Here is a 26,123-nt window from a genome sequence, read left to right as displayed (position 1 = left end):
TGGCTGCCTGCGAGGGCAGCCAATACATACCCTGATGTGAGGAAAATGCGACAATTCGTTAAAACCAACGTCCGTGTGGGCTTGCTTTTATTCGGATATTCGTATATAATGTATCGTGTTGAGTATTATCCATGCGGAGGTGCGGTATGAACGGGATCAAGGGCTATATCTCCATTCGGGAGGCGTCCTACCGTTGGGGCGTGTCGGAGCGGCGGGTCAATCAGTATTGCGCCGAGGGGCGGATCCCCGGCGCGTCCCGGTTCGGGCGTTCATGGGCGATCCCGGAAAACGCGGAAAAGCCGTCCGACCCGCGCTTTCAGGAACAGCCCCGCGATCCCGGCAGGGCAAGCACCTGACGGATACCCCTCTGCATTTTAGCATCCGCAAAAAGGAAGTGAACGCTATGGCCTGCGACGAAACCCTATACCGCCAATATCTGAACGGCGATGACGCGGGGCTGGAGGCCCTGATGAAAAAATACGGCGACCCCCTGACCCTGTATATAGATGGCTATCTGCACGACGTTCACGAGGCGGAGGAGCTGATGCTGGACGTTTTTGCATATCTGTTCACCAAAAAGCCCCGCATCCGGGACGGCGGCTTCAAGGCGTATCTCTATAAGGCCGCGCGGCACATGGCGCTGCGCCGCAAGAGCAAGCGGAGACGCCTGTTCAGTCTGGACGAGCTGGCGGAGGAGCCGGAGGGTCGGTTGCTGGCGGAGGAGGTCATACGGACGGAGGAGCGCAACCGCGTCCTGCATTTCTGCATGGGCGAAATGAACCCGGACTATCGGGAAGTCCTGTATCTCATCTATTTTGAGGACATGAGCTACGCGCAGGCGGCGGAGGTCACGGGAAAAACGGTGAAGCAGATCACCAACATGGTGTATCGCGGAAAAGAGAGCCTGCGAAGGCTGCTGGAACGGGAGGGGATCACAAATGCGCAGTCATGAGGAACGGGTCGTGGAGACCAAGCGGCGCATTGCTGCAATGGAAAGGAAAAAACGGCTGCGGCGCAATACGGTCACTATGGCTTCCGCCGTGGCGGCGTGCCTTGTGCTGCTCATCGGCGCGTCCCTCGCCATGCCCGGCATTGCCGAAAGCATCCAAACAGGCGATTATTCCGGCTTTGAAACGGCGGCAAGCATCTTTCACGGCGGCGCGGCCTTGGGATACATCGTCATCGGACTTCTGGCGTTTTTACTCGGCGTATGCGTGACCGTTTTGTGCTTCCGGCTGCGGCAGATGAGCCGTGAGGACGGGCAGGACAAGGAAAGCGAGGATGCGCATGGAGCTGATTGAGAACCTGCTGCAACTGCTGGTCACGTTCGTCGGCGCGCTGCTCTCGGGTGTCGCCTACCGGAAAAGCGGGCGGCAGGCGTATTTTCTGCTGCTGTGCTTCTACGGCTGCTTTGCCCTTGGTTCGCTCTACTGGACGCTGTATCTGCTGCTGTTCGATACCACGCCCCGGGTCTTTTATGTCTCGGAGTTCGGCTGGGTGGCCAGCGTAATTTTCCTGCACATTTTGCAGGCCACGCTGGCCGGAACAGACGAGCGCAGCTTCCGCTGCCGCAGGGCATGGCTTGCGCCTGTGTTCGGTGTGCCGCTGCTGGCGTTCTACTGCACCTTCGGGGACATCCTCTCCAACCTGATCTGGTGCGGCATGATGATATGGCTCTCCTTCTGCGCCATTCGGGGGCTGGTCTACGCCAACGAGCAGACGGATACGGCGCGGAATATGCGGTATTTCCACATAGGGGTACTGTGCTTTGTCGTCTCGGAGTATCTGCTCTGGACGGCGGGCTGCTTCTGGCCGAACACCTCTCCGGAAAGCCCCACCTTCTGGTGCGATATGCTGCTGACGCTCGCGATTCTGGGGCTGCTGCCCGCCATGAGAAAGGCGGTGGACGCATGACCTACATCGAAAACATCTTCCTCTGCATGGTGTCTCCCCTGCTGGTGGCCGCACTGTGCATGGGCAGGCGGCAGCTCCGCTTCTTCCTGTTCTGCATTGCCGGAATGGGGGTGTGCCTGCTTTCGGCCTATATCAACACCTTTCTCGCGGCGGTATGTCAGGCGGACGCCCTTGCTGCCACGGCAGAGATCGCGCCGGTGGTGGAGGAAATGATGAAGCTGCTGCCGCTGGTGTTCTATCTTCTGGTATTCGAGCCGGAGGGGGATAAAATCAAGACTGCCGCAATAACAGTCGCCCTCGCCTTCGCCACCTTTGAAAACGTCTGCTATCTGATCCAGAACGGCGCGGACCGCTTCTCCTTCATCTTCTTCCGTGGCTTCGGCACAGGAGCCATGCACGTCCTCTGCGGTCTGATCGTGGGCGGCGGGCTTGCGTACACGTGGCAGCGGACGTGGCTGAAAATCGCAGGCACCTGCGGGCTGCTGGGCGCGGCCATCACCCTCCACGCCATCTATAATCTGCTCATCGCCCACGGCGGCGCGGCGCAGTACATCGCCTACGCCCTGCCGGTGCTGCTGGTGGCGGCGGGAAGATGGTCCGTTTTCCGCTTATCGCAGAGGAAATAACCGAACATTTACCCCCTGAGAGCTGCTTTTTGGCGGCTCTCAAATTTTTTTGAAAAATTTTGCGTTTTGGGTGAGAGTTTTTTCGATTTTTTGTACCTATATAAGTGAAGGGGTTTTTAAGCCGCATTTCAAAAAATCCAGAGAGGAGGTTCAAACGAAATGTACGATACCGCAAGACGAGTTGCACTCGTCAAGCAGCGTGTGCGTGAAATGGGCCGCCAAAGACGGCGACGAGAGGTCGGAGGCCTATCCGCTGTGTGTCTGCTGTTGTTTGCGGCACTGATGCAGGCGGTGGGAACGCTCATCGGGCAGGGGCAGACCGCCGCCCAGGGCGTGTTCGGCGCGATGCTGCTGCGGGAGGACGCGGGCGGCTATGTGCTGGTGGCCGTCGTCTCCTTTGCAGCGGCGGTGGTCATCACCGCGCTGTGCTTCCGGCTCAGAAGCAAGGAAAACCGGAGAAAAGACGGGACGGATAAGCCGAACCGACACGAAAAGGAGGAGAAAAGCCAATGAAGAAACGAATACTCAGTATCATGCTTCTATGCTGCATGGTGCTGACGCTGCTGCCGACAGCGGTCTTTGCAGCGGAGACCGGCGCGATGGATACTATCCCCACAAAATTTGATGTGGAGATCGATCTGTGCAATAGAACGAGCGACATCAACATCAAGGACAGCAAGACATACTATATCTATTCGTCCTCAAGCGATCCGGACTTTGTCTGGACCAAGAAGATCCAGATCAATGGAAAGAAGGCGGCACCGCACATTTTTCTGGACAACGTTAACATTCAGGTGAACAAGGACGCCAAGACACCGGCCATCGAGCTGCACGGAAAGGCGTCGGCGTATCTGTACTTTATCAACCGGGACAGTAAGCTGACGGGGGCCACCGGACGGGCGGCCATTCAGAAGAACCGCAGCGAGGGGCAGCTGTGCGTGCAGGTGATGGAGGGCACCACGGTGACGTGTCAGGGTGGCTATAAAGCGGCGGGCATAGGAGGAAGCTGGGCGACCCGCAATATCGCAGAAAGTCTGTTCAACCTGGATATGTACGGTCACGGCGCAAATATGCACTTCGGCTCTCAGACGAACCCATCGCTCTGGAGCGGCACCATCATCGCCAAGGGCGGCGATGGAGGAGCCGGCATTGGCGGCGGCAGAAACGGCAGCGGCGAGAAGCTGTATTTCTACTCAGGTAAAATCGAGGCGAAGGGCGGCGAAGCGGCCTCCGGCATCGGCGGCAGCTTCAAGGGCCGCGGCCGCGATATCTACATCTACGGCGGCGATATTTCCGCCAAGGGCGGCGATGGAGGAGCCGGTATCGGCGGGGGCTGCTGGAAATCGTTGCAGGACATGGATGGCGACACCGCAGCCTATAATATCAACATTTACGGCGGCAAGATCAACGCCCACGGCGGATACAACGGCGCGGGCATCGGCGGCGGTCAGTACGTCCCGGCGCGCGATATCACCATCACCGGCGGCGAGATCACGGCGCACGGTACGCACGGCGCGGCCATCGGCGGCGGACGCTGGTGTCACGGTCAGAACATCACCGTGACGGACGCGAAGCTGAAGCTGACGACAGGATACTCTCGATACATCTCGGACGAGGCGGCAGCTATGGGCTACGGCGATCGTGTATACTTGGAAAAGGTATACGATATCGACGTAGGGAAAAGATATATAGGAGATCTTGTCAGGAACCCCCTGCCCGAAGACTACAAGTCCATCAAAATAGGCTCATACCATGGAAAGCTGGTGAAGCTGAAGGTTGAGGCGCAAGCCATCAACCGCGACGACGAGTTCGCCCTCTTCTGGAATCTCTATGATATTCTGATTCCCAATGAAAACGGGCGTATCGACGTGCAGCTGCTGACGCTGCCGTACGTGAAGAACTACGGCTGGGCGATCGAAGCGATGGAGATGGAGCTGATCGACGACCCCTGCAACGGGAAGCACGACTTCGGCTGGGTCAACCGGCAGTCGTGCCACGTCTGGGCATGCCGGAATATGAAATGTCAGGCGCGTGACCCGGTGGCGGAGATGTCCAAGCAAAACGGAAAGCACATCCCCGGTGACTGGAGCAATCAGAAGCAGCTCTGCACTGTGTGCGGCCATGTGATGGGAACGGACACGAAAGCGCCGGTGCTGGAGGTTTTGAAGAACGGCGAGAGCTACACCGTCGAGGATACCATCGATGGAAATCCCGGCGCGTACACCTTCACCGTGAGCGACCCGGCGCTGAATGGTGAGACGTCCTCCGGCATCAAGTCGGTGACCATCAACGGCGAGCCGCAAGCCGGCCCCACCTATCGTCTCCCCGCGCCGGATGGCGGCAACAATGACGCGGGAAATGAATATACCGTGGTCGCGACTGACAACGCGGGAAACGAAACTACTGCGACAGTCAGAACATACAGGCGGCACCACGTGAAGGTCATCAGCCCGGACGGCAAAAAGACCTACGCCGATCTGATGCTGCCGCACAATGAATATCTGGTGCTCCAGATCAGGCTGCCGGCGGGCGTGTCGGCAACGCTGACCGATGAGGCAGACGGGACGAAAATCCCATATGACAAGGAAAAGGGAGAGTTCCGGGCAGGTCTGATCACCAAAAACCGGACGCTCGTGCTGAACTATTCGACGAAGCATCCAAAGGTCGAGCTTCGCTTGGGGACGGGTCAGTACTTCACGGGATATAACGCGGATTCGGACGAACCGTATTATCTCAAAGGCGCGTCCATGGATGAGAATTCCTATCAGATAGGCATGTGGGTCGACACGGACGCGAAGCCAGGCTATTACCTCAGCTCTCCGGAGCGCTACACGCAGGAAGAGCTGGCAGCGCTTGACGAGTCCCTCTGGAAGGAATACAAGATAGCGGAAGCCACGCCGGGATCGATCGTGTTGCCATTTATCTTAATCACAATAGACGCTGCGGCGTATGAAGAAAACGGCGGTTGGTATGTCTATGCCAAAGCCACGAACCCGACGGGAACGACCTATGTCTCTACGCCGAAGATGATCATTGACGTCGAGAACCCGAAAGCCATTGATCTTTCTACCGGAAAGGAACTGAAGAGCTATGGTAAGTATTACGGCGACCTGCGGTTCAAGGTAGAGGACTCATCGCCCGTCACGGTTCGTTGCCATACATCCCCGAGTGGGAAAGCTGAGCTTCTGACGCCGGATGAAAATGGCGTTTATACGATCCCGGCAGAGTATGACAACAGCATCCAACACACGCTTATCATCGAAGACGCCTGCGGAAATGTGGCCTCCTACAAGTCGTTCAGGGTTTTCTGGAACTACCTGACCAATGTGCGGGAGAAGGACCATTGGGATGTGGCGCCTGCGCAGCCGATCCGTATTTCCAGGGAACAGAATCTGAAAGAGGAGCTCTCCAAGGTCCAAATCGGGGTTTTTTCAGCTGACACCTCCGGTTTTATACCTGTCGAGGTTTCGTGGGAGATCCCGGCAGACTATGATCCGCAGTCCCAGCGGGAGCAGACCTTCACGGTCAACGGAACGGTGATTCTGGAGGGCACCGGAGCACGCTGCAACTCGGGGCTTGATGTTATCACACGTCCGGGAGAGGAGTGGAAGAAGAACATCTCGGTGCAGGTGACCGTGGAGGGCGAGCCGCAGTATAAGGTGACGGTGCAGGATTGCGAAAACGGCAGAGTCAAGGTGGTGAACGCTGCGGGAACCGCCGAGGACGGCACGCCACTGTTCTTTAAGGGCGAGCTTGTCATGCTCTCCATTGACCCCGACGAGGGCTATATGCTAAGCACGCTGTCCGTCAATGGCAACCCTGCCGCCGTTGCGGTTGGGGACGATACCTATACCTTCACCCAGCCGGAGGGAGATGTTACCATCACCGCAGCGTTTGAAATGCGCAACGAGCATACCGTCACTTTTGACGCTAACGGCGGCTCCGAGCCTGAGGAGCTGCCCGAGGAGGTCACCACCGCAATGCCCGCTAAGAAGATATTGCACGGCAGCGAGTATTCTCTGCCGGAGTGCGAGTTTATTGCGCCCGAAGGAAAGCAGTTCAAGGCATGGGAGATAGACGGTGCGGAGTATCCGGTGAACGCCCCTGTGACCGTCACCGCGGACATCACAGTCAAGGCGCTGTGGGAGGACGCGCCTCCCGCCCCTGCCGAGTATACCGTCAGATTCAATGCCAACGGTGGCGGCGGCACAATGGCAGATGTCACCGGCGTTTCCGGCAGCTACACCCTGCCCTCCTGCGGTTTTACTGAACCGGAAGGCAAGCAATTCAAGGGCTGGTCAACCAGTGCCGACGGCTCGGTTATTTCCGGCACGACCTATGAAGTAAGCTCGGATACTACCTTCTATGCAATCTGGGAGAGTAAAGAGTATTCCATCATCGTAACGGACGGCAAAGCGACAATCGGTGCAGGAAGCGAAATCAGTAAAGCGGCGCAAGGCACAACCATTACCCTGACCGCAAATGCGGCTCCTGACGGTAAGGTGTTTGATAAGTGGGTAGTAGAAAGCGGCAACACTACTCTTGAAGATGCGAACAGTGAAACCACTACTTTCATAATGCCTGACAGTGAAGTCAGCGTGAAAGCGACCTACACAATTCCCCATACCCATACCTACGATCAGGAAATTCAGAAGCCGGAAACCCTCAAGTCGGCTGCCGACTGCACCAACGATGCAGTATATTTCAAGAGCTGCTCCTGCGGAGAGATCAGCACAACAGAAACCTTTACAGCAGCAGGTACACAGCTCGGGCACGCATGGGCAAGCGATTGGAGCAAGGACACAGACAATCATTGGAAAGAATGCTCTCGCTGTCACGAAAAGAAGGACGAGGCGGCTCACGATTACGGCAGCGATAACATCTGCGACACCTGCGGATATGACAAGACCGTACCGCATACGCACAATCTGACCCTCGTTCCCGCAAAGGCTCCTACTTGCACGGAGAAAGGCAACACGGCATATTACACCTGCGACGGCTGTGACAAGTGGTTTGAGGATGCAACCGGTGCATCCGAAATTACCGACAAGACAAGCGTAATCCTTGCGGCAACAGGTCATAGCGCTTCCGACTGGAAGTCCGATAATACCGATCACTGGAAAGAGTGCACCGTTGTCGGCTGCGGCGTGATCATCGAGGGCAGCAAGGCGGCGCATACCGCCGGTGAATGGATTATCGACACTCCGGCAACAGCTACCACAAGCGGCTCAAAGCATAAGGAATGCACCGTCTGCGGTTATACGATGGCAACCGAAACCATCCCGGCAACCGGCGGCGGTGAGCATACTCACAGCTACGGCAGCGAGTGGAAGAACGATGCCGACAACCACTGGCATGAGTGCTCCTGCGGTGATAAGAAAGATACAGCAGCGCATACCGCCGGCGAATGGATCATCGACACCCCAGCAACTGCTACAACCGACGGCTCAAAGCATAAGGAATGCACTGTCTGCGGTTATACGATGGCAACTGAAACCATCCCGGCAACCGGCGGCGGTGAGCATACTCACAGCTACGGCTCCGACTGGAAGAACGATGCTACGAACCACTGGCATGAGTGCTCTTGCGGAGATAAGGCCGATAAGGCGGCACACGACTTCAAGTGGGTTGTTGACAAGGAAGCGACCGCAACGCAAAAGGGCTCCAAGCATGAGGAGTGCAGGGTTTGCGGCTACAAAAAGGCGGCAGTTGAGATTCCGGCTACCGGAACACCGACTGAGCCGGGCAAGCCGACCGATTCGGATTCTCCGCAGACCGGTGACAACAGCAATATGATCCTCTGGATCGCACTGCTGTTTGTCAGCGGCGGCATAGTGATCGGCATCACCGTTTACAGCAAAAAGAAGAAAGAAAACGCTGAATAAATCAGCTGCGAACCTTTGAGCAAAGGGCGGTGACGGACATTGCCGTCATCGCCCTTTCGCTTGGACTGGAGAAGAACCACATGATGCAGGATTATCAATCGAACCGCCCCGTCAGGCAACAACCGCCGGGACGATTCCCGAACGAGTCAGATCGAACGGTAGAGAGAATCAGAAAAAGGAAGAAAAAACAGACGCAGCGCCGTATGGTGCTTTGCGGTGCGATCGCCGCACTGGCGGTAATCATCGTTGGCATTATACTGCTGGCAAAAGGCTGCTCCGGCGGCACGGACGCACTTGCAGGCACATGGGAGTTCGACGGAACGACCACCTATTCCTTTGACGGCAGCGGAAGCGGCGCAATGGAGCTGCCCTCCATATCCTACGATTTCACCTATACCATCGACGGCAACAAGCTCATGATCGATTACGCCAACGAGTCGGTGCGGGATTCCGAATATGAATTTACCGTTGACGGAAATACCCTTACCTTGATCGGTGGCGAGGGCACGGTCGGCGGGACATACGAGCTGAAAAGAAGCTCAAAGAAATAAGGGCTTCCGCAAAAAACAACAGGAGTGACGCTATGGCAGAATCCAAGAGCAGACTGTTATACATATTGAAATACCTTTGGCAAAACACGGATGCCGAGCATTATGCAACAACGGCGGACATCCTCGCTTTTCTGAAGGGCAACGGCATTTCCTGCGACAGAAAAACAATACCGGGCGATATTGCGAAGCTCTGTGATATTGGCATTGATATTGAAGAAGAAAGAAGCCGTGAGAACCGCTATTCCCTGAGTAGTCATTTATTTACTCTGCCGGAGTTGAAACTGCTGATTGATGCGGTGGAATCGTCCAAATTCATCACGGTAAAGAAAAGCGCGGAGCTGATCGAAAAGCTGTCGCAGATGACCAGCATCCATCAGGCGGCGGAGCTGAAAAGCAATCTGTATGTTTCCGAGAGAGTAAAACCGCTGAACGAGCAGATTTACTATTTGGTAGATAATATCAATACGGCAATCAACCGAGGGAAGCAGATTTCGTTCCGGTACTTTCACTACGACCAACATCGAAAAGAAGTCCCCAATAACGATGGAAAGCGATATTTCTTCTCCCCCTACTGTTTGGTATGGAACGAGGATCATTACTATGCCATCGGTTACAGCGAAAAGCACCGAAAGCTCGGCACCTTCCGGGTGGATCGGATGAAGGAGGTGGAAATCCTTTCCGCCGACGCCGCAGCGAAGCCCGCCGATTTCAACCTGCCGGAATTTACCCGCCGTGTGTTCGATATGTACGACGGTGAAACCAAAAAGGTTACGCTGGTCTGCAAAAACGATCTGATGAATTATATCGTAGACCGCTTCGGTGATGAGGTAGATACCGTTCCGGGTGACTGCGGACACTTTAGGGCTGTGGCGGAGGTTTCCGTCAGTCAGACTTTTTTCGCATGGGTGTTTCAGTTCAACGGAGATATACGGATCACAGCTCCCGAAGAGGTTGTTTTGCAGTATGGGGAAATGCTCAAAAATGCTTTGCAGACATAGGCTGTGCCGCTGTTCGGAAAATGAGATGGGTGCAAAAACGCCCATCTCGTTTTGACTTTGCCGAAACCCCTTGTATTCGTAAAAAGTTCAGGATATAATATGCTTACGGCGTTCGCAAAAAAGCGAACCGAGAAAGGAGCCGCCACATGAACAGAGCAAAGACCTTCGGGGACTTTCTGATCGCAAAGCGTATGGAACGGGAAATGTCCGCACGGCAGCTTGCCATCAAACTGGACTTCTCCGCCGTGTATATCTGCGACATCGAAAAAAACCGCAGACCCGTTCCCGATGAGATTCTGGAAAAGCTCCCCCTGCTTCTGCACCTGAATGAAGCCGAAACGGAGGAAATGTACGACCTTGCCGCAAGATCGCGGCATACGGTGAGCGCGGACCTGCCCGAATACATCATGGAAAAGGACATCGTCCGTGCCGCCCTCAGAACAGCCAAAAAGCATAATGTAACGGATAAGCAATGGGAAGATTTCATCCGCCGCATTACAAAAGAGTCCGACTAAGCCTTCGGACGGAAAGGAACACGCCGATGGCAACACTTTACTACCGCCCGCAGGCACTGGAAACCATTGCCCGCCACACGCTGCTGCAATATGACGCAGGATATCTCAGCGGCAGACCCCAGGCCGTGCCGATTGAAACCATCATCGAAAAGACCTTCGGACTGCGTATTGAATACCAGTACCTTACCAACGACGCCCGTGAGCTGGGCAGAATGATCTACGACAGCGGCGTTACCACCTACTACGACCGGGACAGAGGCGACTATGCCCTAATGCGCGTGGAGGGCGGCACCATGCTGATCGAAGCGTCGCTTCTCGAGGATGAGCGCTGCTACGGCCGCCTGCGCTTTACGCTAGCCCATGAGCTGGCACACTACATCCTTCACAAGCGCATCTTCAGCGGGACAGGCGTCGCCGCCGCTTTGTATAACCACGATACCGACGAGGACGCTACGGAATGGCAGGCAAACTACCTTGCCAAAGCTCTCCTGATGCCCAACGGACAGGTCAAACGCTGCTTTTACGCACTCCGACCCGTGTGCCGGTCAAAGAGCGAGTTTGTCTGCAAAATGGCGGAAATCTTTGAGGTGTCCAAACAGGCAATGGAGATACGCCTGAAGGAGTTTGCCCTGATATGAAAATCCTGCGGGATTTTTTTACCCTTAATATTCGCAAGATTGCGAATATTATACAGAAAGAACGAGGTGACTGAGGATTGAAAAAAGGATGGAAAACCTACCCGATGTTCTGCCCGAACTGCGGAGCAATAAACCACGGACACAAAAGCGAAGATGAGAAGATCCGCTATGAGTGCAGAAAATGCACCGTAAAGTTTGTCCGGGTACCGAAAGGCAGGCGGCACGACACGATTGAGCTGTTCGCCGCACAGGGGCAAGAGGCTCTGATGTAGGAGCGATACAAAACTGAATACGGCGTAACGACGGTAAGGTCGGGCTGAAACAGAGCCGCACTAAATCCTTATCAGGTCACACGCTTTGAATACTTCGGTGTGTTAAGCCAGACTTGCTGACAGCAGACATGAGAGGCCACCGACAAGACAGATAGCCACAGGCTAATTCTGTCTTGCCGGTGGCTTCTTTTTTCGGCAAGGACAACCGAGCAGGAGCTTCCGGCAGAGAAATCTCTGAAAGGAAGCTCTTTTTATGTTGAAGAACTGGCTCTGCTACATAGCGAAATACCCGTGATCTCCGAATTTTGAGTTCAACCAAAAATTCAAAATTCAAAGGAGATTACGAAAATGACTGACAACACATTAAATCTTGACGCCCTGACAGAAGCATTTAAGGCTGACTGCAAGGTGATCAGGCTGAAATACGAATACCCCGGCTACACGGGTACAGAGAAGTATGCCATTATTTCCGACTTGAGTTACGAGCAGATTGTTGAAAAACACGCTCCTGTCGTAAAGCAGTATATTCCTTTCCTGCTGCTCAGCAAGGCTGCGGGCGAGGTCTTTGCAGAGTTTAAGCGCAACGAGGACAAGTTCTTCAAGCGGATGCAGCGGGATGACAGCTATGGATTTGATGACGGTACAACGGAGCTGTATAACGCCGGAATCTGTGTTCCCGACTTTACAGGGGAACTGTTTGAGGAAGAGAAAGACAGCCGCATAGTTTGGGCGGCGTTTGCCCGTCTTACGCCCACGCAGAAGAAATATGTAAGACAGCACCTTTTCGGAGGTAAAACCTTCACACGGATAGCCAAGGACGAAGGGAAATCCATCAAGACCGTGCAGGAGGCTTACATAGCTGCGATAAAAAAGATGAAAAAGTTTTTGAAAACACCCTCAAATTTGGACTCCTAATTCAGAGTAAGTGAAGGGGTTGTTTCGGAACGGTCGGAAAACACCTTTCAAAATAAAGAAATGAGAGGTTTTACATTATGGAAAACAAAAACATCAGCAAGGTCAAGCGCGGCGAAATCTATCTCTACGACTTCGGCACAAACGAAGGCTCCATTCAGAACGGGCTGCGTCCCGCCTTGGTTGTTCAGTGCGACGAGGGAAATAAGGCAAGCTGTACTACGGTAATCGCGGCAATGACCACGGTAATCAAGAAGCGGTATCTCCCGTCCCACATCATTTTGGGCGACCGCTTCGGGCTGAAAGAGCCGTCAATGGTGATGCTGGAGCAGCTCCGAACGGTCAACCAAGCCGACCTCTTGGAGTACATCGGCAGGATTGACGACGAGCATTGCATGAAGAAAATCAATATCGGTGTCAAAAAGGCACTGGGGCTTTGGGTGGATAAGCCCTATCGCAAGCCTGCCGATATGCGCTGCCTGTGCGTGAAATGCTTGGAGAGTTACAAGAACAGCCCGAACTACATCGTAAAGCGGCTTGATCCCTTTGCGAAAGCCAAGGACAAATGCGATAAGTGTCAGAGCTACGGCTATGACTATCTTGTGATTGAAAGAAGCAAGGAGGGGTGATGATGAACAATACTCCGAAAAAGGAAAATGCCGCCATCGAGCTTTTCCCCGGCTTTGGCAACAGCGATTTCAGGATGAAGATCGGCGGCACGGTATATGAGGTGTCTACCCACTTTGATCCCGAAGGCAGCCGATGCGTATTACAGCAGTTCCGTGACCTGATACTCTCAGAGGAATTACTGGAAAATCGCATAATTGCGGAAAATGCAAAGGCACAGTAAAATAATAGTGCCTTTGCAATGCCCGGTTGTCGGAAAGGAGATATGACAATGGCAACAGCAAACTATATCAAAGGGCAAAGCGAAACCAAAATCACGGCGCTCTACTGCCGCCTTTCTCAAGACGATGGGCGGGAAGGCGACAGTAACTCCATATCGAATCAAAAGGAGATTTTACTTGCATACGCACAGCGGAATAATTTTCCGAACCCTCAGTTTTTCACGGATGACGGATTTTCGGGGACGACCTTCGACAGACCGAGTTTCATCCAAATGGAGAACCTGGTGGAACAGGGCTTGGTAGATACCATCATCGTAAAGGATCTCAGTCGTTTTGGCAGGAATTATCTTGATGTGGGCAACTACCTTGAAATCAAATACCCGACCCTCGGCGTCAGGTTCATTGCCATTCAGGAAAATGTAGATACCCTCAAGGAAACAGGCACGGAGATGATGCCGTTCAACAACATTTTTAACGAGTGGTATGCTGCTCAAACGAGCAAGAAAATCCGCGCGGTATGGAAGAACAAGGCGGCAAACGGCAAGCGGGTCAGTTCCTCCGTCCCATTCGGCTATCTCAAGAACCCACAGGATAAGGAGGACTGGCTGGTAGACGAACCGGCAGCGGATATTGTGCGGAAAATCTACGCACTCTGCCTTGACGGGCGAGGTCCGTTGCAGATCGCAAAGCAGCTTGAACAGGAAAAGGTTCTCATCCCTTCCGCCTATTACGCTTCGCTTGGCAGAAAAACAAGAAAGCAGTATACCCACCCATACGCTTGGGATCAGAAAACCGTCGCCGGTATTCTTGCCAATCAGCAGTACACGGGCTGCACCGTGAACTTTATGACCACCACGGTCAGCTACAAGGTTCACAAGACCGTGTATAAGCCAAAGGACGAGTGGCAGATCATCCCGAACACTCAGCCTGCCATCATCGACGAGGACACCTGGAAACGAGTACAGGAGCTTCGTGAGAACCGCATCCGTCCGACAGCAACGGGTAGGACAAGCCTTTTTTCCGGCAAAGTGTTCTGTGCGGACTGCGGTTCAAAGCTCCATTTCTGTGCCGCCAAGAGCCTTAACGCCAATCAGGAGCATTACCGCTGCGCCAACTACAAAAGCGGCAGAGGAAACTGTCAGATACACTATATCCGCAATGTAGTGCTGGAAAAGATCGTGCTGGAAGCTATCAACAGCTTGGCGGACTTCGTTAGATGCTATGAACCGGTGTTTCTATACCTGATGGCGCAGAAAGACATCGTATCCAAGCGGACGGAAACAAACAGGCTCAAGTCCTCCATTGAAAGCGGAAAGCGGCGTATTCAAGACCTTGACAAGCTGATAGAGCGCATCTATGAGGATCAGGTCCTCGGCAACATCTCAGCCGAACGCTATGCAAGAATGTCGATCAATTACGAAAACGAGCAGAGGGAGCTTGTCAAAAGGGTCGATGAGGACGAGAAAAGGCTTGTCAGTATAGAACAGACAAGCCTTGACCTGAAAACCCTGCTGAAAGTCCTGCGAAGCAGCACGGCATTTGAGGAACTGACGCCAACGCTTGTCAACTCGCTGATACGGAGGATTGAGGTTCACAACAACGACAAGTCAAGCGGTCACTGCTCTGTGAAGGTGGACATCTACTTCACAGCCATCGGACTGATTGACATTCCCACAGAGGACGAGATCAAAAGCCTGATGGAGAAAATACAGTCAAACCCGCAGGAATACAGGCTTACAGCCTAATAGAGAAAACGGTGCAACCCCGAAAACGGGGTTACACCGTATCCCTTTCAAAAAACATCCTTACGGGGCTTTGGCTAATCGGTCGGCATCCCTTTTATTTCATCTGCATTTATTTGAATAACCCGCGTTTTTTCTTATGTTCCTCGCCGGTCATCGTATCCTCAAAGCGGCGCAGCGCTTCCTTCTGCTCCTCATTGAGCCGTTCCGGCACCTGCACCACCAGCGTTACAAAGTGATCTCCGCGGACCGACTTGTTACGGATGGAAGGCACGCCCTTGCCTCTTAGACGAATCTTTGTATCGGTCTGCGTACCCGGCTTGATATCATATTCCACTTCTCCGTCAATGGTCTTGATGCGGACCGTACCGCCCAGCGCCGCGATGGTAAACGGAATCGGTGCGGTGGAGTACAGGCTGGTATCCTGGCGTTTGAAGAGCGGATGGTTGGAAACCACCACTTCCACCAGCAGATCGCCTCTTTCACCTCCGTTGACACCCAGTTCCCCTTTCCCGCGGATGCGGATGCTCTGTCCGTTATCGATACCCGCAGGCACGGATACCTGGATGCGTTTCTTGGACTGGGTATAGCCGCTACCGTAGCAGTGAGGGCATTTTTCCTTTATCACGGTACCCTTGCCGCCGCACTCCGGACACACCTGTTCATTGCGGATCATACCGAACATGGTCTGCTGGGTAGTCACCACACGACCCCTGCCGTTACATTTCGGACAGGTCTGCGGTGAAGTTCCCGGCTTGGCGCCGGTGCCCTGGCAGTGAGTGCACTCATCCTTCAGTGTCATCTCTATCTCTTTTTCACAGCCAAACACAGCTTCTTCAAAGGTGATGCGGATCGAAGTCCTTAAATTCGCACCTTTCATAGGCCCGCTGTAGGTACGTGACCTGCTGCCGCCGCGGCCGCCGCCAAAAAGGTCACCAAACAGGTCGCCGAATATGTCCCCCATATCGCCGCCAAAATCAAAGCCGCCCGCGCCCGCGCCGCCCATGCCGTCAAATGCGGAATGTCCGAACTGGTCATACTGTCTGCGCTTTTCAGGATCGCTAAGCACGCTGTATGCTTCGGAAGCCTCTTTAAATTTGGCTTCTGCCTCCGCGTTTCCCTGGTTGGTATCGGGATGGTATTTCTTCGCTAAAGCTCTGTATGCTTTTTTTAATGCAGCGTCATCAGCGTCCCTGGAGACGCCGAGGACTTCATAATAATCTCTCTTATTCTCAGCCATATTGTCACCTTTCCGGTTCTTATCCTGCTCCTATGACCGGGGAAACCTTAAGCGGTCTCCCCGATCACCCTCAATATCAGTGCGCTTCCTTTCGGCGGATTCACACGAGAAATCCAATCAGGGCATATCCCGATTGGATTTCTAAAATCATGCTTTTTTAAATCCGCCGATCCTGCGATGCATCGTTATACTTCCTTGTAATCAGCATCCACAACATCGTCCGCCGCACTGCCGCCGTTCATATCCGGTCCGGCCTGGCCGGCATTGCCTGCCGCGCCCTGTGCCTGCTCATAAACCTTGGCGAACAGCTTCTGCGCACTGTTCATCAGCTTCTCTCTGCCGGATTTCAGCTCATCCAGCTGTGAATCAGAGATCTCACCGTTTGCGGTAGCGTCCACCACAGCCTTTAAAGCAGCCAGGTCCGCTTCCACTGCGGTCTTGTCATTAGCATCAATCTTATCGCCTACTTCTTCCAAAGCCTTCTCTGTCTGGAATACCATGGAATCAGCTTCGTTTCTGGCATCAATTGCCTCTTTTCTTCTCTTATCCTGAGCTTCGAACTCAGCAGCTTCTTTCACAGCTCTGTCGATATCCGAATCGGACATGTTGGAGCTTGCGGTGATGGTGATGTTCTGCTCTCTTCCGGTTCCCAGATCCTTAGCGGATACATTTACGATACCGTTGGCATCGATATCAAAGGTTACCTCGATCTGCGGCACGCCTCTTCTTGCAGGCGGAATACCGTCCAGACGGAACTGTCCGAGGCTCTTATTATCCTTTGCGAACTGTCTCTCACCCTGCAGCACGTTGATATCCACCGCTGTCTGATTATCCGCAGCCGTGGAGAAAATCTGGCTGTGCTTTGTAGGGATGGTCGTATTTCTCTCAATGATTCTGGTCGCGATACCGCCCATGGTTTCAATGGACAGGGACAGCGGAGTTACATCCAGAAGCAGGATTTCTCCTGCGCCGGCGTCTCCCGCCAGCTTTCCGCCCTGGATGGAAGCGCCGATGGCCACGCACTCATCAGGATTTAAGTTCTTGCTGGGCTCTTTGCCGGTCAGCTGTTTTACCTTATCCTGTACGGCCGGGATACGTGTGGAACCGCCTACGAGCAGAACCTTATGCAGCTCGGATGCGTTTAATCCTGCATCCTTCAGCGCGTTCTGTACCGGGATAACCGTTCTGTCCACCAGGTCGTGGGTTAACTCGTCAAATTTCGCTCTTGTCAGAGTCATATCGAAATGCTTCGGTCCATCGCTGGTCACAGTGATGAAAGGAAGGTTTACATTTGTGGTTGTCGCGGAGGACAGCTCCTTTTTAGCCTTTTCAGCAGCTTCCTTCAGCCTCTGCAGCGCCATCTTATCCTTGGACAGATCCACGCCCTCGGTTCTCTTAAACTCGGCAAGCATGTAATCCGTCACCTTCTGATCGAAGTCATCGCCGCCCAGCTTGTTATCTCCGGAGGTTGCCAGCACTTCGATTACGCCGTCGCCGATTTCGATGATGGAAACATCGAAGGTGCCGCCGCCCAGGTCATATACCATGATCTTCTGCTCATGCTCGTTGTCCAGGCCGTAAGCCAGCGCTGCGGCTGTGGGCTCATTGATGATACGCTTTACATCCAGCCCCGCGATCTTGCCCGCGTCCTTGGTGGCCTGTCTCTGAGCATCGTTGAAGTAAGCGGGCACGGTAATAACCGCTTCGTTCACCTTCTCGCCCAGATAGCTCTCCGCATCTGTTTTCAGTTTCTGCAGGATCATCGCGGAAATTTCCTGCGGTGAATACTTCTTGTCGTCGATCTGCACCCTGTAATCGGTGCCCATATGTCTCTTAATGGAAGAGATCGTCTTCTCGGAGTTGGTGACCGCCTGGCGCTTTGCCAATTCACCGATCAGTCTCTCACCGGTCTTCGTGAATGCCACAACGCTCGGTGTGGTTCTTACACCTTCTGCATTTGCGATTACTACCGGCTTGCCGCCTTCCATTACTGCTACACATGAATTTGTTGTTCCCAAGTCAATGCCTATGATTTTTCCCATGATATGTTCCTCCTGATTAATTTTAATTTCTATCTTAATACTGTCAGTTTGCTACTTTTACCATACTGTGTCTGACCACGCTGTCCCTGTACATATAACCTTTCTGAAATTCCTCTATGACAATGTTCTCACCGGTTTCTTCATCCTCCACATGCATCACCGCATTGTGAAAATTCGGGTCGAACGGCTGTCCCACCGCCTCAATCGGCTTTACTTCCATGTCTTCCAGCATCTTGAGCATCTGCTTGTAGATCTTCTCCATGCCTTCGACAAATGCGCTTCCCTGTTCCTCTTCCGGTACAGCAGCCAGCCCGCGTTCAAAATTATCCACCACCGGCAAGAGCTTTTCAATGACACTCTTGGCTCCGACCTCAAACATGGCGGACTTTTCCTTTTCAGTGCGTTTTCTGAAATTATCAAACTCGGCCATGGTGCGCCTCACTTTGTCGGTGAGTTCTTCAATCATCTCGTCTTTTTTATCTTTTTTCTCTTTCTTTTTGAAAAAACCTTTTTTTTCTTCCTTTGTCTCTTTTGCTTCATCCGCTGATACTTCCGGTTCTTCGGTAACCTCTTCCGTATCCGGAGGCGTCTCCTGCTCCTTTTCTGCCTCGTCCTTCGCTGTATCCTCTACCGTGATATCCTCATCGGGTATTATCTCTTTTTCTTCCACTGCTGTTCCGCCTTTCTAAGGATTATTGTCATTCTTTTTAAACACGCCTTCCAACTGCGCTTTCAGATTTTTCAGTGTATCCAGAACTTTTTCGTAGTCCATTCTCTTCGGCCCTATGATGCCGATCGTGCCGCGGATTCCTTCGCCCAGATCATAGTTGGCGGTAACCACGCTGCAGTCCTTCATAGTCTGCACGGGCATCTCCTCACCGATATAGACCTGAATCCCATGGCTTCCCTCCGATTCCAGCGTGCTCTGCACCAGCTCCGTAAGCTGCTTTTTTTCTTCAAAGGTGCTGATCAGCTCGCTGGCCGTCTGGCCGTCCGAAAGCTCCGGATATTTAAAGATGTTGGTGGTGCCGCTGGTATAAATCTGTACGTCGTCATCCACGCGTATCACATCCGCCACCGCATCCAGCACATGTTTTACCACGGAACTGTGTATGCCGGCTTCCTCTTCCATCTTCTTTATGATGCCGAGGTTGATCTCCTGTATGGTCAGACCGTTCAGATTGCTGTTTAACAGCAGATTTAAAGAAAGCAGTTCCTGGTCCGTCATATCCTCTTCTATATCAAAGAAGGTATTTTTGACGATGTTTCCATCCACCACTATGACCGCCAGCATCTTCTGCATATCCACTCTGGAAAGCTGTATGAACTTCAGCTTGGTGCTGTTATAACTGGGTCCGGATATCATCGTGGCATAATTGGTGTTCATGGCCAATAGCTTAGCCATCTGCTTGAGCAGAATCTCCACTCTGTCCACCCTCTGGATCAGGAATTCCTTCATTTCGGTGACTTCCCGCTCCTTTTCCTCCATCAGGCTGTTCACATAGAGACGGTAGCCCTGATCGGTAGGAATCCTTCCTGCAGAGGTGTGGGGCTGTACAATCAGTCCCAGTTCCTCAAGGTCGGACATCTCATTGCGGATGGTCGCAGAGCTTAACTTGAGATCCGAAAATTTTGATATGGTTCTGGATCCCACGGGCTCACCGGTTTCCTGGTAATTCTGGATTATGGCCCTTAGAATCTTCGCCTTTCTCTCATCCAACTCCATAGACTCATCCTTTCTGTTTTATTAGCACTCGATCCGGTAGAGTGCTAATACTTTTATACATAAGATACCACTGCCATTTTCATTTGTCAACATCTTTTTGTGATTAATTTGTGAAACATTTCTGCGGATGTTATGATTCACAGCTGCTGTTAACTTCCCGCGCAAGACAGGGCAGGGGGGGATCCCTATGAGGAATATCCCCTGCCCTGTCTTGCGCTGCTTTGTTGACAGCCGTGAACAGTAATGAACGGTCCAATAGTTAGTTAGATATATATCATCATTTAGCATTTGACATTCATCTAATATTATGTTATTATCAAAAAGTATCCCGCCCACGGAATTTTCTGCCTGCGGCGGCTCACTTTATTTCCTGTAAATAAGAAACGCATCCGGCAGCATCCATACGCGGCATCTGCAGGATTTTGAAATGGAGGGTATTATGGATATTTTTATCGCATCTGATCTGGATTATGTGCGGGAATCGGTATTCCTGCTTACGCATTACTGCAACGATCCGCTGGCCGCTTTAGACAGCGAACGTCTTATAAAGAAATACAAATTTGACGATCCTGTTATGCTAAACCAAATCGACGCCTGCGTGAAAATCAACGAATATGTAATCTCGCACCTGCCATTCTCAAAGGAAGAACTGGGACTTTATTTTCACCGCATGAAGGGATTTAATGAATGCCCCTGCGACTATCTCATGCTGTTTGGCCGTAAACCTGCTAAAAGCCTGAAGGAAGAATTGCAGAGGGTGACGGACATGTCCGAGGAAGTGCGGCTGAAAGAATTTTTCATGCAGCTTCTCTATGACAATCTGGTGGAATCCGAAGCATCTGTCGATCAGGTGGAAAACCTGACCGGAACCGGCCTCATGCAAGCCCTGCAAAAAACCGATATGACCGACCAGGAACGTCTGCTCCTGCTGCAGATCTTCTGGGATCCGCAGCCTCATCTAAAGAAGATGGAAGCCTATCTGTCCGAAACCATAAAGCTCCTTAAGGACTGCGCCGACCGGATACAAGTCCTTACTACTTCCTTTCACCGGCAATGGACAGAGATTCTTAAAAATACCGACATTTATACTTTCCTAAGAGATCATGCGGAAGTCAGCCTTGATTGCAACAGCCTGGGATACTGTATCTATCCTACAGTTTCCTATTTCCATTCCTGCGTCATGGTGATTTCCGATGAGGAGACCCGCCCGCGCTCCCGGGATCTGTTTTATGTGGGCATTATCACCGCGGATGCTCTTCCTTATAATGAGGGAGACCGTGAATTAAAGGCCGATCTCACTCAATATCTGAAACTGTTAGGCGATAAGAGCAAACTGGATATTCTCACGATGATCAAAGAGGAACGGCTATACGGCGCTGAACTGGCCCGCCGTATGAATCTGTCCAACGCCACCATCTCCCACCATATGTCGGCGCTTCTGGATGCCGGGCTGGTACGGCTGGAAAAGGAAAATACCCGCCTTTACTATTCTTCCAACAAAGAGAAGCTTGAGGAACTGCTGGAGATCCTGAAACAGCAGCTGCTGTAAACGAACACGCCTGCGTGATATTTCTTTTGCCTTCGGCGTACCGCTGTAACGCAGCTGACAAGGGGGGACAAAAAATCAGTTGAAACAATATTTACTATATAAAAGGAGGTAACAACATGTACCAATTTCCAGAGGGGCTTTACACCGATGTCCGCATCGAGACCTGCTTCAGCACCAACATCGTTTATGAAAATCATGAGCTGAAACAGAGCCGCGTAAAAGAGGATTCAGGAGCAATGATCCGGGTATTTGACGGCAGCCGCTGGTATTACAGCGCCACCACAGAACTGGAGCAGATCCAGGATGAGATCGATTCTCTGGCCGCCATGGCCGAGCCGAATCCACAGATCGGCAGCCACCCCGTCCTTTCAAAATTAAAGGTCAGCCAGGGCAGGAAGATGAACTATGAAGACTGCTGTGTCCGCGACGTCAGCCCGGAAGACAAAACCTCGCTGCTCGCCTCCTATCTGCCGCTTCTTTCTGAGAAGCCGCAGGTACAGCACTCGAAGGCCATCTATAAGGACTGCTACACCGTCAAGCACATTCTCTCAAGCTTAGGCACCGACATTACATTTGATACACAGAGCTGCTACGTCGCTCTGCGCTGCATGCTGCTGGTGGGTCAGACTCCGGGACGAAGCGGCGGCAGCATATGCCGCAGCCGGTTTGAGGATTTAAAATCCGGCCATGACTACTTTCGGGATATCATCGCCAAGGATATCGACTTTAACGAGCGTGCGGTACCGGTGGAACCGGGCATATATACCTGTATCCTCTCCCCCACAGCCGCCGGCGTATTCGCACACGAAAGCTTCGGACATAAAAGCGAGGCGGATTTCATGGTGGGGGATGAAACCATGAAGCAGGAATGGATGCTGGGAAAGCAGGTGGGTGCTCCGCTGCTCTCCATCGTGGACAGCGGGCTGGTGGAAGGCTCCGGCTTCGTCCCCTATGACGATGAAGGCTGTCCCGCCGGTAAAACCTATCTGATTAAAAACGGAATACTTTCCGGCAGGCTGCACAGCGCATCCACCGCGGCGGATCTGGGCGATGAACCCACAGGCAATGCACGGGCGATCAATTTCGAATTTGAACCGATCGTCCGCATGACCGCCACCTATATTGAAGCCGGCGCAGAAACCAAAGAAGAGCTGTTTTCCAAGGTAAAGGACGGCATCTATATAGACGATATCTCCCACGGCTCCGGCATGACGACATTTACCATCGCGCCGTTTCGATCCTATCGGATCCGTGACGGCAAAGTGGCGGAACCTGTCAGGATCTCCGTCATCACCGGCAACGTTATGAGCACCTTAAATGATATTGACGGGCTGTCCGACGAGGTTGAGATTTTATCCCTCGGCACCGGCGGCTGCGGAAAAGGCGAGCAGTATCCGCTGCCCGTAGGTTTCGGCGGTCCCTATGTGCGCGTCAACAATATTCATGTGCAGTAAATCCAGAGGAAGCGAGGCAGAACAGATTATGATAAAAGAATTATACCAGGAAAATGTGAAAGAAGTCTCCATCAATTTAAGCCAGACCCGTGTGGAATCCGTACGGAAAAAATCCATCACAAAAAGCTGCTGCAGAATTTATAAAGATGGTGTGCTGGGCATTGCAGGCGCCCTGGGGGAACCCACAAAAGCTCTGTGGAAAGCCGCCGAAAGCAATCTGGCCTTAGGTCTTCCCTATCCCTTTGCGCCTGAAACCAATCTGTGCCGCAGCCGCGACCTGCGCAAGAGCACCCTGGATGCGGGAAGCTATGTCGCCTTTGCCGAGCAGTTTGCCGAAAACCTCCGGCGCGAATACCCGCAGCTTATGTTTTCCAACAAGATGTATATGCAGGAAACCGCCTATCGGCTTACCAACGATGCAGGACTGAATTATGAAAGCCTCGACAATACCTTCGGATTCGGATTCATGATCAAAGCGGCGGACTCCAGCAGCATCATGGATACAGAGATTGTACTCTTTGTACGTACATTGAATATGGAAAGCCTGATGTCGGACATCTGCGCTTCCATGGATGCCTTCCTGAATCCGGTTCCATTGCCGGCAGGCGATAAGCTTCCTATTGTCATAACATCGGATTCCCCTTTGCTTGTCGGCAAACTGGAGGAAGCCCTAAACGGGGAGATGGTGGGACGCGGCACCTCTCTGCTGGGCAGCCGTATGGGCCGGAAAGTGTTTCACGACAGTGTTACCGTTTATCAGGACCGATCCGAAGAGATGGAAGGTATTCCCTTTTTTGACCTGGAGGGCAATACTTATGAGGGCGACCGCTGCCCGCTGATCCGTAACGGCGTTGTGCTGCGCCCCTACACGGACAAAAAAACGGCCGCCGACTTCCATATGGAGCTCACCGGAGCCGCTGGGGGCGGTTACGATGCCGTTCCCACCCTGACTGCCCCCGCGCTCATTCTGGCGCCGGGCCAAAAGACTTTAAAGGAACTTCTGGGCGGACGTCCTGCCCTGCAAATTGAAATCGCCAGCGGCGGCGACTATACCGACGAGGGCCTGTTCGCTTCTCCCGTCCAGATGTCCTACCTGACGGACGGCGTGCGACCCATAGGCAAGCTTCCGGAATTCTCTGTCTCCGGAAATCTCTTTGACATGCTCGGCGGGGATTTCATTGGAGTATCCTCTGATACGCCCTTATCCGGCAGGCATGCCGCTGTGATCAATATGAAAATCAACTGAAACGCAAGACGGCGCAAAGGGCTGACTCCATCATATATTCTTCAAACAATAATCCCCCGAAGTTTTAAGGCTTCGGGGGATTTCCTGCCGGGAACTGCTTTTTATATTCCTTATTTATCGTCCAGCTTAAGCACACTCATAAACGCCTTCTGCGGAATCTCCACATTGCCGATCTGACGCATGCGTTTCTTGCCTTCCTTCTGCTTCTCCAGCAGCTTTTTCTTTCTGGAAATATCGCCGCCGTAGCATTTGGCCAGCACATCCTTGCGGACCGCCTTCACGGTCTCCCTTGCTATGATCTTGCTGCCGATCGCAGCCTGTATCGGGATTTCAAACAGATGGCGGGGAATTTCGTCCTTCAGCTTCTCGCACATCTTCCGCCCTCTCTCATAGGCGGTGGAAGCATGTACAATAAAAGAAAGCGCGTCCACCTCTTCCTTATTGATCAGGATATCCAGCTTGACCAGTTCGGACTCTACATACCCCTTCATCTCGTAATCAAAGGACGCATACCCCTTGGAACGGGATTTGAGCGCATCGAAGAAATCATAGATGATCTCATTCAGCGGAAGCTCGTAGCGCAGCATCGCCCTGGTATCTTCCATATATTCCGTGCTGATATATATGCCCCGGCGCTCCTGGCACAGCTGCATGATCGGGCCTATAAAATCGGTGGTAACCATGATTTCCGCACTGACCATGGGTTCCTCCATGGAGAGGATCTCCGCCGGATCCGGCAGATTCGTCGGATTGGTCAGTTCCATCGTCTCTCCGTTGGTCTTGTTGATCCGGTAGACAACGCCGGGCGCTGTCGTCACCAGATCCAGATTATACTCCCTCTCAAGCCTCTCCTGGATAATTTCCAGATGCAATAGGCCTAAGAAACCGCAGCGGTAGCCGAATCCCAGCGCCACCGAGGTCTCCGGTTCAAACTGAAGCGCAGCATCGTTTAGCTGCAGCTTTTCCAACGCATCTCTAAGGTCATTGTATTTGGCCCCGTCCGCAGGATACATGCCGCAGTACACCATCGGCGTCACCTTTTTATAGCCGGGTAGCGGCTCACTGCAGGGTCTCTCCTTATCGGTGATCGTATCGCCCACGCGGGTATCCCTGACATTCTTTATGCTGGCAGTGATATAACCAACCATGCCGGCGCTCAACTCGTCGCAGGGTATGAACTGTCCCGCGCCGAAATATCCTGCTTCCACCACTTCAAAATCCGCTCCGGTAGCCATCATGTGGATCGGCGTTCCTTTCTTCACAGTTCCCTGCATGATGCGGCAGAAAACGATGACACCACGGTAGGAATCGTAGAGAGAATCAAAGATCAGAGCCTGAAGCGGCGCGGCCGGATCCCCCTTCGGGGCTGGGATCTTTGTGACGATCTGCTCCAGCACCTCCTCCACATTCAGGCCCGTCTTGGCCGAAATGCGCGGCGCGTCGGCGGCCTCAATGCCGATCACATCCTCTATTTCGCTGACCACGCGCTCGGGATCCGCGCTGGGCAGATCTATTTTATTGATCACCGGAAAGACATCCAGATCATGATCCAGCGCCAGATAGACGTTGGCCAGCGTCTGGGCTTCAATCCCCTGGGCGGCGTCCACCACCAGCACAGCGCCGTCACAGGCCGCCAGGCTTCTGGATACCTCGTAGTTGAAGTCAACATGACCGGGGGTATCAATCAGGTTGAAGATATATTCCTCTCCATCCGAAGCCCGGTATACGGTGCGGACTGCCTGTGATTTTATTGTAATGCCCCGTTCCCGTTCCAAATCCATATTGTCCAGCACCTGCGCCTGCATCTCGCGGCTGGTTAAAAGACCTGTTTTCTCTATAATTCTGTCTGCCAGTGTGGATTTTCCATGGTCGATATGGGCTATGATACAGAAATTCCTGATTTTGCTTTGGTCAATTGATGACATTGATTCCCTCCTGATTGCTAATGGGCTGCTGTTACCACAT

At 52.9% G+C, this 26,123-nt stretch carries 24 protein-coding genes; 19 read left to right on the top strand and 5 right to left on the bottom strand.

The genetic code is table 11. The annotated features are described in order from the left end of the window. Positions 1-146: 146 nt before the first annotated feature. The 16 genes from DWZ56_RS22720 to DWZ56_RS11120 all read left to right on the top strand — a co-directional run bounded on the left by DWZ56_RS22720 (position 147) and on the right by DWZ56_RS11120 (position 14,904). Complete coding sequence (locus DWZ56_RS22720) at positions 147-356, top strand: DNA-binding protein (protein ID WP_158584546.1); 210 nt, start codon at positions 147-149, stop codon at positions 354-356. Between the two features lie 47 nt (positions 357-403). Next, complete coding sequence (locus DWZ56_RS11190) at positions 404-952, top strand: RNA polymerase sigma factor (protein WP_243095198.1); 549 nt, start codon at positions 404-406, stop codon at positions 950-952. After that, positions 939-1,301 carry a DUF4179 domain-containing protein gene (locus tag DWZ56_RS11185; protein ID WP_118556728.1) on the top strand — a complete coding sequence of 121 codons (363 nt, stop codon included), beginning with the start codon at positions 939-941 and terminating at the stop codon, positions 1,299-1,301. The genes DWZ56_RS11190 and DWZ56_RS11185 overlap by 14 nt, the downstream gene beginning before the upstream one ends. Then, positions 1,288-1,914 carry a histidine kinase gene (locus DWZ56_RS23130; protein ID WP_243095196.1) on the top strand — a complete coding sequence of 209 codons (627 nt, stop codon included), beginning with the start codon at positions 1,288-1,290 and terminating at the stop codon, positions 1,912-1,914. Before DWZ56_RS11185 ends, DWZ56_RS23130 begins: the two co-directional genes overlap by 14 nt. Then, positions 1,911-2,540 (top strand): PrsW family glutamic-type intramembrane protease, encoded by a 630-nt coding sequence (locus DWZ56_RS11175; RefSeq protein ID WP_243095194.1) that lies wholly within the window; start codon positions 1,911-1,913, stop codon positions 2,538-2,540. Before DWZ56_RS23130 ends, DWZ56_RS11175 begins: the two co-directional genes overlap by 4 nt. Before the next feature lie 159 nt (positions 2,541-2,699). Then, positions 2,700-3,053: a glycosyltransferase gene (locus DWZ56_RS11170; protein WP_118556727.1), complete on the top strand. Its 354-nt coding sequence runs from the start codon at positions 2,700-2,702 to the stop codon at positions 3,051-3,053. Then, positions 3,050-8,425 carry an InlB B-repeat-containing protein gene (locus DWZ56_RS11165; protein ID WP_118556726.1) on the top strand — a complete coding sequence of 1,792 codons (5,376 nt, stop codon included), beginning with the start codon at positions 3,050-3,052 and terminating at the stop codon, positions 8,423-8,425. The genes DWZ56_RS11170 and DWZ56_RS11165 overlap by 4 nt, the downstream gene beginning before the upstream one ends. A gap of 29 nt (positions 8,426-8,454) precedes the next feature. Next, entirely contained in the window at positions 8,455-8,976 is a 522-nt protein-coding gene (locus DWZ56_RS11160; protein ID WP_199679583.1) for a DUF5640 domain-containing protein, read from the top strand. Between the two features lie 32 nt (positions 8,977-9,008). Beyond that, positions 9,009-9,974 carry a helix-turn-helix transcriptional regulator gene (locus DWZ56_RS11155; RefSeq protein ID WP_118556725.1) on the top strand — a complete coding sequence of 322 codons (966 nt, stop codon included), beginning with the start codon at positions 9,009-9,011 and terminating at the stop codon, positions 9,972-9,974. Between the two features lie 146 nt (positions 9,975-10,120). After that, positions 10,121-10,489: a helix-turn-helix domain-containing protein gene (locus DWZ56_RS11150; RefSeq protein WP_118556724.1), complete on the top strand. Its 369-nt coding sequence runs from the start codon at positions 10,121-10,123 to the stop codon at positions 10,487-10,489. A 26-nt stretch (positions 10,490-10,515) separates the two neighbouring features. Further along, positions 10,516-11,127, top strand: coding sequence for an ImmA/IrrE family metallo-endopeptidase (locus tag DWZ56_RS11145; RefSeq protein ID WP_118556723.1), 612 nt, complete (start codon positions 10,516-10,518; stop codon positions 11,125-11,127). Between the two features lie 77 nt (positions 11,128-11,204). After that, the gene (locus DWZ56_RS11140; RefSeq protein WP_118556722.1) at positions 11,205-11,399 is read left to right on the top strand and encodes a hypothetical protein; all 195 of its coding nucleotides are present in this window, start codon (positions 11,205-11,207) and stop codon (positions 11,397-11,399) included. A 348-nt stretch (positions 11,400-11,747) separates the two neighbouring features. After that, on the top strand, positions 11,748-12,314 hold the full coding sequence (locus DWZ56_RS11135; RefSeq protein WP_118556721.1) for a sigma-70 family RNA polymerase sigma factor: 567 nt from the start codon (positions 11,748-11,750) through the stop codon (positions 12,312-12,314). 77 nt (positions 12,315-12,391) lie between these two features. Beyond that, complete coding sequence (locus DWZ56_RS11130; protein ID WP_118556720.1) at positions 12,392-12,940, top strand: type II toxin-antitoxin system PemK/MazF family toxin; 549 nt, start codon at positions 12,392-12,394, stop codon at positions 12,938-12,940. Then, complete coding sequence (locus DWZ56_RS11125; RefSeq protein ID WP_147369416.1) at positions 12,940-13,161, top strand: hypothetical protein; 222 nt, start codon at positions 12,940-12,942, stop codon at positions 13,159-13,161. The genes DWZ56_RS11130 and DWZ56_RS11125 overlap by 1 nt, the downstream gene beginning before the upstream one ends. Positions 13,162-13,209: 48 nt before the next feature. Then, positions 13,210-14,904, top strand: a complete 1,695-nt coding sequence (locus DWZ56_RS11120) for a recombinase family protein (RefSeq protein ID WP_158584545.1) — start codon at positions 13,210-13,212, stop codon at positions 14,902-14,904. A gap of 109 nt (positions 14,905-15,013) precedes the next feature. Here DWZ56_RS11120 and dnaJ read toward each other — a convergent pair whose 3' ends face one another. The 4 genes from dnaJ to hrcA all read right to left on the bottom strand — a co-directional run bounded on the left by dnaJ (position 15,014) and on the right by hrcA (position 19,909). Next, complete coding sequence (gene dnaJ / locus DWZ56_RS11115) at positions 15,014-16,141, bottom strand: molecular chaperone DnaJ (RefSeq protein WP_118556717.1); 1,128 nt, start codon at positions 16,139-16,141, stop codon at positions 15,014-15,016. A 185-nt stretch (positions 16,142-16,326) separates the two neighbouring features. Then, entirely contained in the window at positions 16,327-18,183 is a 1,857-nt protein-coding gene (dnaK, locus tag DWZ56_RS11110; protein ID WP_118556716.1) for a molecular chaperone DnaK, read from the bottom strand. Between the two features lie 43 nt (positions 18,184-18,226). Further along, the gene (grpE, locus tag DWZ56_RS11105; protein ID WP_118556715.1) at positions 18,227-18,853 is read right to left on the bottom strand and encodes a nucleotide exchange factor GrpE; all 627 of its coding nucleotides are present in this window, start codon (positions 18,851-18,853) and stop codon (positions 18,227-18,229) included. Between the two features lie 15 nt (positions 18,854-18,868). Continuing rightward, on the bottom strand, positions 18,869-19,909 hold the full coding sequence (gene hrcA / locus DWZ56_RS11100) for a heat-inducible transcriptional repressor HrcA (protein WP_118556714.1): 1,041 nt from the start codon (positions 19,907-19,909) through the stop codon (positions 18,869-18,871). A gap of 439 nt (positions 19,910-20,348) precedes the next feature. Between hrcA and DWZ56_RS11095 the strand changes: the two genes are divergently transcribed. The 3 genes from DWZ56_RS11095 to DWZ56_RS11085 all read left to right on the top strand — a co-directional run bounded on the left by DWZ56_RS11095 (position 20,349) and on the right by DWZ56_RS11085 (position 24,158). Then, positions 20,349-21,458 (top strand): ArsR/SmtB family transcription factor, encoded by a 1,110-nt coding sequence (locus DWZ56_RS11095; protein WP_158584544.1) that lies wholly within the window; start codon positions 20,349-20,351, stop codon positions 21,456-21,458. A gap of 116 nt (positions 21,459-21,574) precedes the next feature. Further along, the gene (locus tag DWZ56_RS11090) at positions 21,575-22,912 is read left to right on the top strand and encodes a TldD/PmbA family protein (RefSeq protein WP_118556712.1); all 1,338 of its coding nucleotides are present in this window, start codon (positions 21,575-21,577) and stop codon (positions 22,910-22,912) included. A gap of 28 nt (positions 22,913-22,940) precedes the next feature. Next, a complete protein-coding gene (locus DWZ56_RS11085; protein WP_158584543.1) occupies positions 22,941-24,158 on the top strand; it encodes a metallopeptidase TldD-related protein in 1,218 nt (405 codons plus the stop codon). A 110-nt stretch (positions 24,159-24,268) separates the two neighbouring features. On the opposite strand, the gene lepA is transcribed toward DWZ56_RS11085, so the two are convergent. Beyond that, the gene (lepA, locus tag DWZ56_RS11080; protein ID WP_118556710.1) at positions 24,269-26,083 is read right to left on the bottom strand and encodes a translation elongation factor 4; all 1,815 of its coding nucleotides are present in this window, start codon (positions 26,081-26,083) and stop codon (positions 24,269-24,271) included. Positions 26,084-26,123 lie beyond the last annotated feature (40 nt).

The organism is Lachnotalea sp. AF33-28 (assembly GCF_003477885.1).
Classification (GTDB): domain Bacteria; phylum Bacillota; class Clostridia; order Lachnospirales; family Lachnospiraceae; genus AF33-28.
The sequence above is the reverse complement of the archived record's forward strand: the minus strand, read 5'-3'. Positions and strand labels throughout refer to the sequence as shown.

Bases quoted from the DNA above. Each gene is read 5' to 3' on its own strand.
- DWZ56_RS11125 (WP_147369416.1), top strand. From the start codon at position 12,940: ATGATGAACAATACTCCGAAAAAGGAAAATGCCGCCATCGAGCTTTTC.
- DWZ56_RS11185 (WP_118556728.1), top strand. From the start codon at position 939: ATGCGCAGTCATGAGGAACGGGTCGTGGAGACCAAGCGGCGCATTGCT.
- lepA (WP_118556710.1), bottom strand. From the start codon at position 26,083: ATGTCATCAATTGACCAAAGCAAAATCAGGAATTTCTGTATCATAGCC.
- DWZ56_RS11120 (WP_158584545.1), top strand. From the start codon at position 13,210: ATGGCAACAGCAAACTATATCAAAGGGCAAAGCGAAACCAAAATCACG.
- DWZ56_RS11090 (WP_118556712.1), top strand. From the start codon at position 21,575: ATGTACCAATTTCCAGAGGGGCTTTACACCGATGTCCGCATCGAGACC.
- dnaJ (WP_118556717.1), bottom strand. From the start codon at position 16,141: ATGGCTGAGAATAAGAGAGATTATTATGAAGTCCTCGGCGTCTCCAGG.
- hrcA (WP_118556714.1), bottom strand. From the start codon at position 19,909: ATGGAGTTGGATGAGAGAAAGGCGAAGATTCTAAGGGCCATAATCCAG.
- DWZ56_RS11170 (WP_118556727.1), top strand. From the start codon at position 2,700: ATGTACGATACCGCAAGACGAGTTGCACTCGTCAAGCAGCGTGTGCGT.
- DWZ56_RS22720 (WP_158584546.1), top strand. From the start codon at position 147: ATGAACGGGATCAAGGGCTATATCTCCATTCGGGAGGCGTCCTACCGT.
- DWZ56_RS11155 (WP_118556725.1), top strand. From the start codon at position 9,009: ATGGCAGAATCCAAGAGCAGACTGTTATACATATTGAAATACCTTTGG.
- DWZ56_RS11085 (WP_158584543.1), top strand. From the start codon at position 22,941: ATGATAAAAGAATTATACCAGGAAAATGTGAAAGAAGTCTCCATCAAT.
- DWZ56_RS11150 (WP_118556724.1), top strand. From the start codon at position 10,121: ATGAACAGAGCAAAGACCTTCGGGGACTTTCTGATCGCAAAGCGTATG.
- DWZ56_RS11165 (WP_118556726.1), top strand. From the start codon at position 3,050: ATGAAGAAACGAATACTCAGTATCATGCTTCTATGCTGCATGGTGCTG.
- DWZ56_RS11095 (WP_158584544.1), top strand. From the start codon at position 20,349: ATGGATATTTTTATCGCATCTGATCTGGATTATGTGCGGGAATCGGTA.
- DWZ56_RS11145 (WP_118556723.1), top strand. From the start codon at position 10,516: ATGGCAACACTTTACTACCGCCCGCAGGCACTGGAAACCATTGCCCGC.
- dnaK (WP_118556716.1), bottom strand. From the start codon at position 18,183: ATGGGAAAAATCATAGGCATTGACTTGGGAACAACAAATTCATGTGTA.
- DWZ56_RS11135 (WP_118556721.1), top strand. From the start codon at position 11,748: ATGACTGACAACACATTAAATCTTGACGCCCTGACAGAAGCATTTAAG.
- DWZ56_RS11175 (WP_243095194.1), top strand. From the start codon at position 1,911: ATGACCTACATCGAAAACATCTTCCTCTGCATGGTGTCTCCCCTGCTG.
- DWZ56_RS11130 (WP_118556720.1), top strand. From the start codon at position 12,392: ATGGAAAACAAAAACATCAGCAAGGTCAAGCGCGGCGAAATCTATCTC.
- DWZ56_RS23130 (WP_243095196.1), top strand. From the start codon at position 1,288: ATGGAGCTGATTGAGAACCTGCTGCAACTGCTGGTCACGTTCGTCGGC.
- DWZ56_RS11190 (WP_243095198.1), top strand. From the start codon at position 404: ATGGCCTGCGACGAAACCCTATACCGCCAATATCTGAACGGCGATGAC.